General features: G+C 72.7%; 10 protein-coding genes and 1 pseudogene. 5 read left to right on the top strand and 6 right to left on the bottom strand.

Annotated features, from left to right (window positions below):
• Positions 1 to 2 precede the first annotated feature (2 nt).
• Complete coding sequence (gene hemQ, locus LWJ43_RS06370; RefSeq protein ID WP_277331306.1) at positions 3 to 716, top strand: hydrogen peroxide-dependent heme synthase; 714 nt, start codon at positions 3 to 5, stop codon at positions 714 to 716.
• A 284-nt stretch (positions 717 to 1,000) separates the two neighbouring features.
• Here hemQ and LWJ43_RS06365 read toward each other — a convergent pair whose 3' ends face one another.
• From LWJ43_RS06365 to LWJ43_RS06355, 3 genes are all read right to left on the bottom strand, one after another.
• Positions 1,001 to 1,777 (bottom strand): TIGR04222 domain-containing membrane protein, encoded by a 777-nt coding sequence (locus tag LWJ43_RS06365; RefSeq protein ID WP_277331305.1) that lies wholly within the window; start codon positions 1,775 to 1,777, stop codon positions 1,001 to 1,003.
• Between the two features lie 168 nt (positions 1,778 to 1,945).
• Complete coding sequence (locus LWJ43_RS06360) at positions 1,946 to 2,968, bottom strand: TIGR04222 domain-containing membrane protein (RefSeq protein WP_277331304.1); 1,023 nt, start codon at positions 2,966 to 2,968, stop codon at positions 1,946 to 1,948.
• A 5-nt stretch (positions 2,969 to 2,973) separates the two neighbouring features.
• Entirely contained in the window at positions 2,974 to 4,266 is a 1,293-nt protein-coding gene (locus LWJ43_RS06355) for an MbnB/TglH/ChrH family RiPP precursor modification enzyme (protein WP_277331303.1), read from the bottom strand.
• Between the two features lie 589 nt (positions 4,267 to 4,855).
• Here LWJ43_RS06355 and LWJ43_RS06350 point away from each other — a divergent pair.
• Positions 4,856 to 6,214 (top strand): family 43 glycosylhydrolase, encoded by a 1,359-nt coding sequence (locus LWJ43_RS06350; protein ID WP_277331302.1) that lies wholly within the window; start codon positions 4,856 to 4,858, stop codon positions 6,212 to 6,214.
• Positions 6,215 to 6,395: 181 nt separating this feature from the next.
• Here the strand turns inward: LWJ43_RS06350 and LWJ43_RS06345 are convergent.
• Positions 6,396 to 7,161, bottom strand: a pseudogene (locus LWJ43_RS06345) (peptidyl-tRNA hydrolase).
• 74 nt (positions 7,162 to 7,235) lie between these two features.
• On the opposite strand from LWJ43_RS06345, the gene LWJ43_RS06340 reads away from it, so the two are divergent.
• Genes LWJ43_RS06340 through LWJ43_RS06325 form a run of 3 tightly spaced genes read left to right on the top strand, consistent with a single transcriptional unit; the run spans position 7,236 to position 9,729 of the window.
• The gene (locus LWJ43_RS06340; RefSeq protein ID WP_277331301.1) at positions 7,236 to 7,913 is read left to right on the top strand and encodes an AIM24 family protein; all 678 of its coding nucleotides are present in this window, start codon (positions 7,236 to 7,238) and stop codon (positions 7,911 to 7,913) included.
• Positions 7,910 to 9,535, top strand: a complete 1,626-nt coding sequence (locus tag LWJ43_RS32860) for an ATP-binding cassette domain-containing protein (protein WP_346771975.1) — start codon at positions 7,910 to 7,912, stop codon at positions 9,533 to 9,535. The genes LWJ43_RS06340 and LWJ43_RS32860 overlap by 4 nt, the downstream gene beginning before the upstream one ends.
• 14 nt (positions 9,536 to 9,549) lie before the next feature.
• Positions 9,550 to 9,729 carry a hypothetical protein gene (locus tag LWJ43_RS06325; RefSeq protein WP_277331300.1) on the top strand — a complete coding sequence of 60 codons (180 nt, stop codon included), beginning with the start codon at positions 9,550 to 9,552 and terminating at the stop codon, positions 9,727 to 9,729.
• A gap of 21 nt (positions 9,730 to 9,750) precedes the next feature.
• Here LWJ43_RS06325 and LWJ43_RS06320 read toward each other — a convergent pair whose 3' ends face one another.
• Positions 9,751 to 10,614, bottom strand: a complete 864-nt coding sequence (locus tag LWJ43_RS06320) for a polysaccharide deacetylase family protein (RefSeq protein WP_277335825.1) — start codon at positions 10,612 to 10,614, stop codon at positions 9,751 to 9,753.
• A 109-nt stretch (positions 10,615 to 10,723) separates the two neighbouring features.
• The gene (locus tag LWJ43_RS06315) at positions 10,724 to 12,100 is read right to left on the bottom strand and encodes an alkaline phosphatase PhoX (protein ID WP_277331299.1); all 1,377 of its coding nucleotides are present in this window, start codon (positions 12,098 to 12,100) and stop codon (positions 10,724 to 10,726) included.
• Positions 12,101 to 12,187 lie beyond the last annotated feature (87 nt).

The raw sequence follows: 12,187 nt of genomic DNA, 5'->3' as shown, positions 1-12,187 counted from the left end.
GTATGAGTGCGCCAGAAAAGCTTCCGAACGCAGGCAAGAAGGCCAAGGACCTCAACGAGGTCATCCGCTACACCCTGTGGTCCGTCTTCAGGCTGAAGGACGTCCTTCCGCTCGACCGCGCCGGTTACGCCGACGAGGTCCAGGAGCTGTTCGACCAGCTCGCGGCCAAGGACGTCACGGTCCGGGGCACCTACGACGTGTCCGGTCTCCGGGCGGACGCCGATCTGATGATCTGGTGGCACGCGGAGACCTCCGACGAGCTCCAGGAGGCGTACAACCTCTTCCGGCGCACGAAGCTGGGCCGCGCACTCGAGCCGGTCTGGTCGAACATGGCGCTGCACCGCCCCGCCGAGTTCAACAAGTCGCACGTGCCGGCCTTCCTGGCCGACGAGACCCCGCGCGACTACATCAGCGTGTACCCCTTCGTGCGCAGCTACGACTGGTACCTGCTGCCCGACGAGGACCGCCGCCGCATGCTCGCGGACCACGGCAAGATGGCCCGCGGCTACCCCGACGTGCGGGCCAACACCGTGGCATCCTTCTCGCTGGGCGACTACGAGTGGGTGCTCGCCTTCGAGGCCGACGAGCTGTACCGCATCGTCGACCTCATGCGCCACCTGCGGGCCTCCGAGGCACGGCTGCACGTCCGTGAAGAGGTCCCGTTCTACACCGGACGCAGGAAGTCCGTCGCAGACTTGGTGGCCGGACTCGCATAACCAGCGTTTCCGGTCATCCTGACCCGGAAGATCAGTTGGCGGGCAACGGCGTGTGTGACGCCGCCCGTCGTTCCAGCGACACCGGGTCCGGTGCCGGGTACACATCGGCCGACGGCCGGCGAACCGTCGTGGCCCGCGGGGGAGTCAGCCATTCCTCTCCGCGGACCGCCACTCCTCGCCGAGTCCGGCCGATGTGTCCCGGGCCGAACAACTTGATACGTACGGCGCGAGGGCCGCCCCCGAGGGGGTGGCCCTCGCGCCGTACGGGTGCGGTCTGCGGCAGGTCAGCCCCCGGCCCGCGCCCCGCCCAGCATCGCCGCCCGCAGGGCCGGGTCCTCGAGGGCTCCCACGCCCCGCACCGCCACCGCGGCCAGAAGGTCGCGGTCCGCACCGCGCACCGGTGCCGGCAGGGAGTCCAGCCAGCGCTGCCCCGACGGGGAGGCCCAAGGGCTGTACGGGTGGTTCTCCACCCGTGCGATGGCCAGGCAGCCCAGCGTCAGCACCAGGGGCAGCCCGAACCAGGCCGCCACCGGGCCCGCGTAGCCCACCTGCTGACCGGGCATCAGCATGGAGACGACCGCCAGGACGACGACCAGTACCGCGGCGCCCCGCACGGCCCGCGCGGCCGACTCCAGACTCGTCCGGGTCCCGTGCGGCACGGCCAGCCCGGCCGCGACGAGGCGGTCGGCGAGGTTGCGCACCGCGTCCGCCGCCGCGGCGGCGGCCCGTATCGGGGCTATCCGGGACTGGCCCTCCGGACCGATCGCGCGGATCACGGTGCGCTCGACCTCGTCCCGGCCCTCCGGGTCGACGACCGTGGCCCACCCCGTGTGGGCGAGCAGCAGTCGGCGCCGCAGGTGCATGGAGACCAGTGCCAGATCGGCGACCCGCTGGGGGCCGCCGGCCAGGAACGCCGTCTCGTAGAGGTTGAGTTCGGGGGAGAGGGACGCCGGTGCGGCGACCTGCGGCCGGTGCGCGGCACCCGCGGTGACAAGACACAGCCGGATGCACGACACGGCGGCCGCGCCCCACGCGACCAGAAGAAGTACGACCCAGAGCATGGCGGAGTTCTATGCGAAACCTGGTGTGAAGCGCCACAGGGTGTTCACGATACGGACGAATCCCGGTCACAGAAGGTCGTCGGTGGCTGAATCCATACGCTTGCCGACTTCGTACTCCCGCCGGCCGCGCGTGCCCGGTGAGCCGCTACGCGTACCGGCTCCGCACGCTCAGGAGCCGCCCCCGCAACTGGAGCCGCCCCCGCAACTGGAGCCGCCCCCGCAGCTCGATCCGCTGCTGCAGCTGGACCCGCCCCCACCGCCGCAGCTCGATCCGCCGCTGCCGCAACTCGATCCCGAACTGCAGGTGGAACCAGGCCCGGAGCCGCCGCCCCCACCGCTGGAACCGCCGCAGCCGCCCCCGCCGGGGCTCGCCCCCGCGCACCACGTCACGGGCACGAACACGGCTCCGGACGAGGCCGAAGGGGTTCGCCGGGCGGGCCGTTGCCGGGCAGCAGTCGCCAACTGACTGCGGAGCCCGGCGTCGGGCAGTGCGCCCAGGCCCCGGGTGGCGACCAGGTGGGCCGGATCGGTCACCTGGGCGTTGGCGGCTCGGTGGAGGTCGACGGCCCCGCGCCCCGCCCTGGTCAGCCGTGCCCTGGCCGACGCCGCGTTGACCAGGCCGAGGACGGCCCCGGCCACGAGCGCGGGCAGCACCTTCAGGAAGAAGGGGAACGGGATGTCACCGTAACCGTCGTGCGTGGCGTACTGCGCGACGGTCAGGGCGACGGCGGCCGGAATGCCGAGGAAGCACCCGATGCCCTGCGTCAGCCCCCAGACACGGCGGGCCCGGGTCTCGCCCGGCGTGACCAGCAGGCCCCGGGCCGCGAGGCCGTCGCCGATCTCCTGCACCGCCGGGTGCCGCATCACGTTCTCCCGCAGACGGCCCAGGGAACCGTTCCGTGCCGCGGCCAGCTCCTGGAGCACGGCGCGCTCCACCGCTTCACGGGCTTCCCCGCGCAGGACCGTGACGATGCCGGGGCCGCCGATGACCAGCCGTCCGTCCGTGTGCATGCGGGTGAGGGCGGTGTCCACCACCCTGGCGGGGCCGCCACCGAGGAACGCCACCTCGGACATGTCGTGCACGTACGCGTGGGTACCGCCGGCCCGTCGCCCGGCCCGGCGCGTCGCGACGATCAGGAGCGTCGAGGAGACCGCCACCACGAGGGTCAGTACGAGAGCGAGAGCGTTCATCGCGGTCACCTTCCGAGAAGGGCGCTACGGGCGGCCCGGACCAGACGGGTGCTCCGGCGCGGAGGACGAGGGGCGGCGCGCTCCTGCCACCAGCGTGTCAGCCTGCGCCGGGCGGCCCCGTCGGCGGGCCGGCCCGTGACGAGGAGGTGCTCGGCGAAGCCGAGCGCGTCGCGCCGGTATCCGGCGGACATCGGCCGGTTCCTCGCGTACGCGAGGAACGAGTCGCGGTAGCCGTCGCCGAGGATCTCGGGCAGTTCGGGCGCGACCTTGGCGATGACGTCGGCCCGCTTCGCGGCCAGGGCCCGGCTCTGGACCCCCAGGCGCCGTCGGTCGAAGCCGGCCGGTGCCGGGGCGCCGGCCACCAGGGCCGAGAGCAGGGCGGTCTGGGCCAGGCCGGTCCGCTCGCGGGCCCCGGCGGCACGGGTCGACGGCTCCGTGGCCCGGGCGGGCCGCTGCCGGGCAGGCCGGGGCCCTGCGGCGGCGGAGGCCAGGGTGCCGCGGATCGCGGTCAGTTCACCGGCCAGCTCCTCGGCCGGCGGGAAGTCGTCGTCGCGCTCCAGCAGGACCCCCGGCGGGTCGACACGGGAGCGGAGTTCGCTCAGCACGTCCAGGACGGGGCCCGTCACGGGGTGGGCGTGCGTGTCGTGCCAGACGCCGTCCTTCTCGACGCCGCCCGCGACATGGACGTACGCGACGGCCTCCACCGGGAGCTCGTCGAGGGCGGTCGCGGGGTCCTCGCCACGGTTGACGTGGTTGGTGTGCAGATTGGCGACGTCGATCAGCAGGCGCACGCCCGTGCGCTCGACCAGCTCCGCGAGGAACTGACCCTCGGTCATCTCCTCGCCGGGCCAGGAGATCAGCGCGGCGATGTTCTCCAGGGCCAGCGGGACGGGCAGCGAGTCCTGTGCGACCCGCACGTTCTCGCACAGCACGTCCAGCGCGTCCCAGGTCCGCGGCACCGGCAGCAGGTGGCCCGCTTCCAGGACCGGCGAGGCGGTGGGCGGCCCTCCGGCGCGTACGAACGCGATGTGCTCCGTCACCAGGGGGGCGCCCAGCAGTTCGGCCCGCGCCGCCAGGCCCGCGAGGCGGACGGGGTCCGGGCGGTCGGCCCCGCCCAGGCCCAGCGACACGCCGTGCGGGACGACCGTGACCCCGCGCTCCCGCAGCCGCACGAGGGAATCGGGGAGGTGGTCCGCGCAGAGGTTCTCCGCGACCGCCTCGACCCAGTCGACTCCCGGCAGGGCCTCTACGGCGTCCGCGATCTCCGGCCGCCATCCGATACCGATGCCCAGCTTCATGGTGTCCCCTCCCCGTTCCGTGCAGGGGTCATGGCCCCGCCGGGCGCGGGTGAACCCGGGAAAGGGGACGTTCAGAGCTGAACTTGAGGTTCCCGGACGAGGCCGGAGCGTTCCGTTATTCGATCGTGATGTATGTGGTGGGTCGGCCGGAACACCGCCGACCTGCGGAAACGCGGGGCAGCGCAGATATGCCGACGAGCCGGACACTCCGGATTAATTCCATGGTCGGTTGACGGAGATCGACAGGCGTTCGCATGCTGATCGACATGCCATCCAAGGACGGCCCCGCGGCTCGTCTCCGGCGGGGCGCGACGAGCGCGGGCCCGTGCCGACGGGCGCCGGTGCCGTGTCCGGCCGTAGCCGCACCGGTGCCCCGGAAGGGCTGTCCGTGACGGCTCAGCCCGACAGCTGCGCGGCTCGAGCGCCGGCCGGTACCGCTCGTGACGGCCGCGGCTGACCTGACCTGAACTGACCCGAACTGAACCGGCCGGCCCGGTCCGGCGATCCGGCATGCCCGCCGGAGGCCTCCCGGAGGGCGACGGCACCCCGGAGCCCCGGACACCTGGGCCGACGAAGGAGTACGTGACAGATGACCAACACCGAGAACAGGCCGCATCCCGCCCGGCGTTCCCTGCTGGCCCGAGCGGCCGGTGTCGGGGCCGCGGCGGCGCTGCCCGTGGCCGCCGCGCCGGGCGCGCAGGCCGCGGCCGCACCGGCTCCGACCGCCCACACCCCTGCTGCGTCGAAGCGGAGGTACCCGGCGAACTGGCCCGACCCCGAGCCCTACGGCCTCGCGGACACCCGGGCCGACCTGTGGCCCCGCGAGGACAACTCCTTCGTCCTCCCGCTGGAGCTCCGCCCCCGTGACAAGGAGCGCGGAGTGGTGTGGATGCGGGACACCTACGTCAACTGCTTCGTCGTCGACGGCCGTCCGCTCTACGTCGCCACGGGTACCACCCGGGTGCCCGGCCTCGAAGCGGCCGGCCCCTGGAACGACGGCATCTTCGTCTGGACCGCCCGCTCGCTCGCGGGGCCCTGGAAGCTGGCCGACACGACACGGATCCGCCCCGGAGCCGAGAAGGGCAAGGTGTGGTCGCCCGAGTTCACCGATGAGAACCGGCCCGGGCGCACCGTCGTCGCGCCGTGGCAGGAGTACTGGTACGACGAGCAGTTCGGCAAGCGCGGCCAGGCCTGGGCCCCGGAACTGCACCTCTTCCGGGGGAAGTGGTACATGGTCGCCTGCATGGGCGACCACTCCAAGAAGGTCGGCTCGTTCATGCTCGTGAGCGAGGGCGGGGTCGAGGGCCCGTACAGGCTCGTCGAGGGCAATGCCGAGAAGCCGTTCGGTGACTCGTTCATCGGAGGGCCGGGCTTCATCGCGCCCGGCGCCTACCACCACATCGACGGCAGCCTCTACTCCGAGGGCGACGACGCGTGGCTGGTGCTGCACAACAACCTGTACGCGAAGTTCCGCGAAGACATGGAGGACATCGTCCCGACGACGAACCTCCCCGCCTTCCGGCAGACGCCGTACGCGCCGGAGCCGTATCTCGAAGGCGCCTACGTGTTCAAGCACGGAGGGAAGTACTTCCTCCTCCACGCGGCCTGGGACCGCACGTCGGTCGACGCCTACGGCACCCCCAGACACGCCTACGACGTGGGCGGCACAGGCCGCGTGCAGTACCAGTACGACGCCGTCGCCGCCGTCTCGGACAGCTTCGAGGGCCCGTACTCCGGGCGCTGGACCGTCGGTGTCGGTGCCGGGCACAACAACTTCTTCGAGGACTCCCACGGCGACCTGTGGGCGACGTTCTTCCGGAACCCGAACTTCGGTTACTGGTCCAGCCCGTCGCGACTCGCCGACGCCGCCGTTCCCGGCGTCGTACGCGTGGAATGGACCGGCCCGAAGGGCAACCGCCTGTACGTCCGGCGCCAGGCCCGCGACTGAGCCCTCGGCGCCGCGGGCCCCTACTGCTGGGGCAGTGGAGCCGTCGTCGGTGCCACCGGGCGGGAGGTGAACGACTGGTCGCCGCTCGGAGTCACCGGCACCGGGACCTGCGGGAGGAATGTTCAACGGGCACACGGGGAATCGGCGGGGCCGGGCCGGAGGGGCCGGTCCGGACCGCCGGTCAGCGGCGCAGGGCGGGGTGGTCGGAGACGACCGTGCAGGAGCCCGGAGCGATCTCGGTGAACCCGGCGTCCCGCACCACCGGCAGTCCGCTCACGGTCAGTTCGCGCCAGTGGGCGGGTTCCGGGGTGGCGACGGAGAGCGGGAACCCGGCCTCGCGCCACGCCTTGCGCTCGGTGTCCGACAGCTCCCACCAGGCGAGCTGCGCGCCGTGCCCGGCCTGTGCCATCGCCTTGCCCGCCGACATGCCGACGTCAGGATTCATCCAGAGCACCGGGCCCGAGAGGTCGGGCGCCGGCGGGGCCCCGGGGTCCTCCAGCTCGGTCCCCGACACCTGGAGCTTGGCCAGTTCCTTGGGCCAGCCGTCCAGCGGCACCGGAGGGAACACCCGCACCTCGGCGTGCCCGCCCGTGACCGTGATCCCGGGGAGCGTGGTCGCCTTGCGCCACTCCGCGCCGCGCGCCCGCCGCACCACCTTGCGGATCCGGGCGTCCTGCCAGTCGCGCATGACCCGGGCCCACTCGCCCTCGGCGCCGCCCTCCTCCTCACCGAGCGAGCGGGGGTCGGCAAGGATCGTGAGCACCGCGCGGGCAGCGGTCACCAGCGCGTCGTTACGCGCCGGGGGGGTCGGTCTTCTCGAGGTGCACCACCAGCGGCAGGACGAACTGCGGGGCCTCGTCGCGGGCCGTCGGCTCCACACGGAACGGACTGTCGGCGGAGGCCTCCGACGCTGCGGGAAGGGGCTCGGGGACGCTGTCGTTGCTCACGCACTCCAGTCTGCCAGGCCCCTGTGACAACCCGTCCTTGGCGGAACTGAAGGCTCCGGGTGAGGATGCACGGCATGAAGAGCGACCTGTTTTCCAGCGAGCACACGGCGCAGCCGGCCACCGCCCCCGGCATGACCCTGCAGAACACCAAATCCATCAAGTACGCCGTCAACGGTGAGATGCATGCGCGTCAGGGATCGATGATCGCCTTCCGGGGCGATCTCCGGTTCGAACGCAAGGGCCAGGGCATAGGCGGCATGCTCAAGCGCGCGGTGACCGGCGAGGGCCTGGCCCTGATGGCGGTCACGGGCCACGGTGAGGCGTGGTTCGCCCACGAGGCCGCCAACTGCTTCATCGTGGACATGGAGCAGGGCGACGTCCTGACCGTCAACGGCCGCAACGTCCTCTGTTTCGACGCCAGTCTCTCCTACGAGATCAAGACGGTGAAGGGCGCCGGGATGACCGGCGGCGGCCTCTTCAACAGCGTCTTCAGCGGCTACGGCAAACTCGGCCTGATCTGCGAAGGCATCCCCATCGTGATCCCCGTCACCGCGCATCAGCCGGTGTACGTCGACACGGACGCGGTCGTCGGCTGGAGCGCGCAGCTCTCGACCTCGCTGCACCGCTCGCAGAGCTTCGGCTCGATGGTGCGCGGCGGATCCGGCGAGGCGGTCCAGCTGATGCTCCAGGGCGAGGGTTTCGTGATCGTACGTCCCAGCGAACTCAAGCAGGAGAAGGCGTCGGCCCATTGATCCTGCGAGGTGTCGGCCGACGGTACGGCCTGCGCGGTACCTGGGTGCTGCGCGGCCTCGACCTGGAACTGCCCGCGCGGACCCTGGTCCGGATCGAGGGCGGCAACGGCGCGGGCAAGTCGACCTTGCTGCGGCTTCTCGCCGGTATCGACGGGCCGACCGAGGGGAGCGTCACGGGACGGCCGCGCACGGCGTACGTCCCCGAGCGTTTCCCCGCGGCGCTGCCGTTCACCGCTGCCGGCTACCTCGTGCACATGGGCCGTGTCCACGGGCTGCCGACCGGCGAGGCCGCCGCCCGGGGACAGGAGTGGCTGGCGCGGTTCGGGGCCGCGGAACACGCCCGCACCCCCCTCGCGGAGCTCTCCAAGGGAACCAGCCAGAAGGTCGCCGTCACCCAGGCGCTCCTCGCCGAGCCCGACCTCCTCGTCCTGGACGAGGCATGGACCGGACTGGACACCGCCGCCCGCGAGGAGCTGGATCTGGCGGTCGCCGAGCGGGTCGCGCACGGTGCCACCGTGGTGTTCGTCGACCACGACCCGCGACGGCTCGCCGGAGCGGCGGTTGTCGCCCACCGGCTGGAGGGCGGCACCCTGCACGCGGCGACGGCCCTGACCGCCGGTCACGGCCCGCGCGTGCGGATCGAGGCGACGGGCCCGGGGCCCGCCGCCCTCCCGCCCGGACTGCCGGGCGCGCCGACGGTGGAGAGGGACACCGCGAATCCGGCCGCCGTCCGCCTCACGACCACCGCGGCACACTCCGACCTCCTGCTCACCGCACTCGTCACGGCCCGGCCGCCCTGGCACATCACGGGCCTCGCACAACTGCCCGCCGCCGCCCCGCCTGCCGTCCCGCCCGCCGCCGCCCCGCCCGTCGCCGGCCCGGCGGCAGCCACCACCCGGGCGAGGGACACCGCACCGCGCCCGCCCCGGCCGTCCGGCCCGCCGCTCCGCGCCGCTGCGGCCCTGACGCGGTACCGGATCGCGCTGCTGGCCCGCTCCCAGCGCTGGCTCGCGCCCCTCCTCCTGTACGCGGCCGTTCTCGGGGTCGGCATCCAGGCCGGTCAGCCCCTGCTCGACTCGCTCGGTTACGCGGCGGCGGCGGTCCTTCCCCTGTCGGCCTGGCTCGTGCGGCTCTGCGTCACCCAGGAGCCGCCCGCCGCCCGGGACGTCGCCGCCTGCGCCGTCGGGCCGTCGAGCGCCCACTGCGCCTCCCTGCTCGCGGGCCTGGGGTGCGCACTCGCCCTGGGCTGCGCGGGTGCCGGGACCGTGCTGCTGATCAGTGAACCGGTCAGCACCGGTCACACGGTCGCCGTACCGCTCCTGCCCGCCGCCCTCGCCGGACTGCTCGCCGTGGCGTGCTGCGCCCTGCTGGGAGCGGCGGTCGGGGCGCTCTGCGCGCGGCCGGTCGTGAACCGCCACGGCTGGTCGCTCGCCGCCACCGTCCTCGGCGCACTGCTCGTCCTCGTGACCGACGGCTCACCCGCGAAGGCCGCGGTGACGGGCCTGGTCTCCGGTTCGCTGACCGGCACGGTGCGGGTGCCTCTCCTGCCACTGGCCGGAGCCGTCGCCGTCACGGTCGTGGTGGCCGCCGTCACGTCGCGGCTCTCCGCCCTGCGCGGGTGAGTAGGCTCTCGGACATGGACGACGCGTACTGCGAGACGCCCGAGCCGGCCCCCGTCCCCGAGGACGCGGGTCCGCCGTACGCCGAGTGCGTGCTGTGCCGGAAGCCGACCGAGTACCCGGAGTCGACGAAGGGCAGCACGCTCTGTCCGGTCTGTGCCTGGCAGGAGGCGGGACGTACCGCATGCTCCGGCTGACGCGCGGAGACGGGGGCGGGTTCAGCCGCGCATCAGCTCGGAGACCTTGACGAAGCGGTATCCGCGCTCGCGCAGTTCCGGGACGATCCGGCGCAGGGCGTCGTCGGTGACGGGCGCCGCGCTGCGGGTGCAGTGCATGACGACCAGTGACCCCGGCTTCACCTTTTCCAGCACCTGTCCGGCCACCGCGTCCGCGTCGGTGGCGAAGGCGTCACCGCTGACCACGTCCCACTGGACCGCGGTCACCCCCGTCGGAGCCAGGGCCTTCAGCGAAGCGTCGTCGTAGCAGCCGCCGGGGAAGCGGAAGTAGGGCACGACGTGGCGTGCGCCCGTCCGCCGGATCGCGGTGAACGCCCGCTCCACCTCGCCCCGCATGTCTTCCTCCGCGACCGTCGGCAGCCCGTAGCAGGGGGAGGAGAAGGCGTAGTGGCTGAACGAGTGGTTGGCGATCTCGAACAGGGGATCGGTGCCGATCGAGCGTGCCTGGTCCGGATACTCCTGCGCCCACCGGCCGGTCATGAAGACCGTCGACGGGACCTTCAGCCGGCGCAGGGACGCGATCAGCCCGGGGTTGTCGAAGCGCTCGCCCTCGGCGGCGCGCGGCCCCTGGTCCGCCGTCATGTCCGCATCGAAGGTGAGAGCGACCACCTTGTCCGCCGCGCCTGCCCCGTTCCGGACGGCCGAGCCCGCGGCCCGTCGCTCGAATACCGGCGTGAGACCGCCGGGGCCCGGGGCCAGCACCGGCGGACCGGTCTCCGGAGCCCGGGACGGCGTCGTCGTCGCGGGCTTCTCGGAGGCCGTCGGACGCACGACCGTCCCGGCGCGGGTCGCCTCCGGACTCGCGCAGCCGGTCAGCACCCCACCCAGGACAGTCAGCACGATCATCGTACGAACGGAGTTGATCACCGAAGGACGGTAGCTGACCGATGGTCAGACAATATCCACGGCGCTCCGGCCGCCCGTCGCCGGACGGCCGGACCACCCGTCTGCCTGGTCAGCGCCAGGGGCCGGTCACCGCGAACGTCGTCCCCGGTGTGTAGCAGTTGACGAACATCGTTTCGCCGTCCGGTGAGAACGTGACGCCCGCGAACTCGCCCCACTCCGGCTCCGCGTCCGTCCCGATGTTCTGCCGCCCCCGTGCCATCGCGTACACCTCGCCGCGACGGGTCACCCCGAGCACGTGCTGGGCGCCGCCGCCGTCCTCGCAGACCATCAGCCCGCCTCCGGCCGCGAGGCAGATGTTGTCGGGGGACTCGCCCGGCAGCTGGATGTCGGTGTCGGGACCGAAGACGATCACCAGCGTGAGCCGGCGCCGCTTCGGCTCGTACCGCCACACCTGGCCGAAGTGGTCGGCGGCCGACCCGTCCGAGCTGTGCGCGAAGCTGGAGACGAAGTACACCGAGGAGCCGCCCCAGTAGCAGCCCTCCAACTTCTGGGCGTGCGTGATGCCCTTCGCCCCGAAGTCCTGGTGCCGGATCGGCGTCCGCGCCGCCTGCGGGTCAGGTACGGGGACCCATTCGATCCGCTCGAACGTCGCACCCGTCTCCTGGATCACGGAGAGGTCGGGGACCCCCGGCACCCGCATCGCCTCGAGCGCGCCGCCGGCCCGCAGGGACCCCCTCCCGCCGAGCGGCTTCTCGGGGAGGAAGCGGTAGAAGAGCCCGAACGGCTTCTCGAACGCGTCCTCGGTCTCGTAGACGATGCCGTTCCGCGGGTCGATCGCGACGGCCTCGTGCTGGAAGCGGCCCATCGCCGTCAGGGGGACGGCCCCGGTGCGGCGCGGATCGGCGCCGTCCACCTCGAAGACGAAGCCGTGGTCCTTGGTGTAGCCGTTGGTGCCGGCCTTGTCCTCGGTCTCCTCGCAGGTCAGCCAGGTGTTCCAGGGAGTGGGGCCGCCCGCGCAGTTGACGGCCGTGCCCGCGATGGCGACACGTTCACCGCGTACGTTGCCGCGGCCATCGAGTTCGAGGGCCGTACAGCCGCCCTTGCCCATGGGGTCGTAGGTCAGGCCCTCGACCGTGGGGACGGCGATCTTTCCCGTGACGCGGTTCTCGTGGTTGCGCACGAGGTGGACCCGGCCGCCGGAACCGGCGAAGGCGGCCATGCCGTCATGGTTGCTGGGGACCAGGCCCTCGCCCGAGCGGAGCGGATCGCCCTCCCGGGAGAGCACCCGGTAGCGGAAACCTTTCGGCAGATCGAGCAGGCCGTCGGGGTCCGGCACGAGAGGGCCGTAGCCGCTGTGGCCACGGGCCTCGGCGGTACCGGAGAAGAGTTCGGCGAAGGCCCCGGTGAAAGCGACCGAGGCGGCGGTCGCGGCGCTGCCGGCCAGGACCTGTCGTCGTGTTGCGAGTCGTCGAGGTGCGGATGACATGGGGCAACTCCCTGTTGGCGGACAGGTGAAGTGACCCGCATGTGTGTACCACGCATGGTGGCGCGCGGGAACCATGCGGGCCACAGA

It is taken from the genome of Streptomyces sp. JH34, assembly GCF_029428875.1.
Classification (GTDB): Bacteria; Actinomycetota; Actinomycetes; order Streptomycetales; family Streptomycetaceae; genus Streptomyces.
The sequence above is the reverse complement of the archived record's forward strand: the minus strand, read 5'-3'. Positions and strand labels throughout refer to the sequence as shown.

Excerpts from the sequence above, each read along its gene's own strand:
- hemQ (WP_277331306.1), top strand. The coding sequence starts at position 3 with ATGAGTGCGCCAGAAAAGCTTCCGAACGCAGGCAAGAAGGCCAAGGAC.
- LWJ43_RS06365 (WP_277331305.1), bottom strand. The coding sequence starts at position 1,777 with ATGCTCTGGGTCGTACTTCTTCTGGTCGCGTGGGGCGCGGCCGCCGTG.
- LWJ43_RS06360 (WP_277331304.1), bottom strand. The coding sequence starts at position 2,968 with ATGAACGCTCTCGCTCTCGTACTGACCCTCGTGGTGGCGGTCTCCTCG.
- LWJ43_RS06355 (WP_277331303.1), bottom strand. The coding sequence starts at position 4,266 with ATGAAGCTGGGCATCGGTATCGGATGGCGGCCGGAGATCGCGGACGCC.
- LWJ43_RS06350 (WP_277331302.1), top strand. The coding sequence starts at position 4,856 with ATGACCAACACCGAGAACAGGCCGCATCCCGCCCGGCGTTCCCTGCTG.
- LWJ43_RS06340 (WP_277331301.1), top strand. The coding sequence starts at position 7,236 with ATGAAGAGCGACCTGTTTTCCAGCGAGCACACGGCGCAGCCGGCCACC.
- LWJ43_RS06325 (WP_277331300.1), top strand. The coding sequence starts at position 9,550 with ATGGACGACGCGTACTGCGAGACGCCCGAGCCGGCCCCCGTCCCCGAG.
- LWJ43_RS06320 (WP_277335825.1), bottom strand. The coding sequence starts at position 10,614 with ATGATCGTGCTGACTGTCCTGGGTGGGGTGCTGACCGGCTGCGCGAGT.
- LWJ43_RS06315 (WP_277331299.1), bottom strand. The coding sequence starts at position 12,100 with ATGTCATCCGCACCTCGACGACTCGCAACACGACGACAGGTCCTGGCC.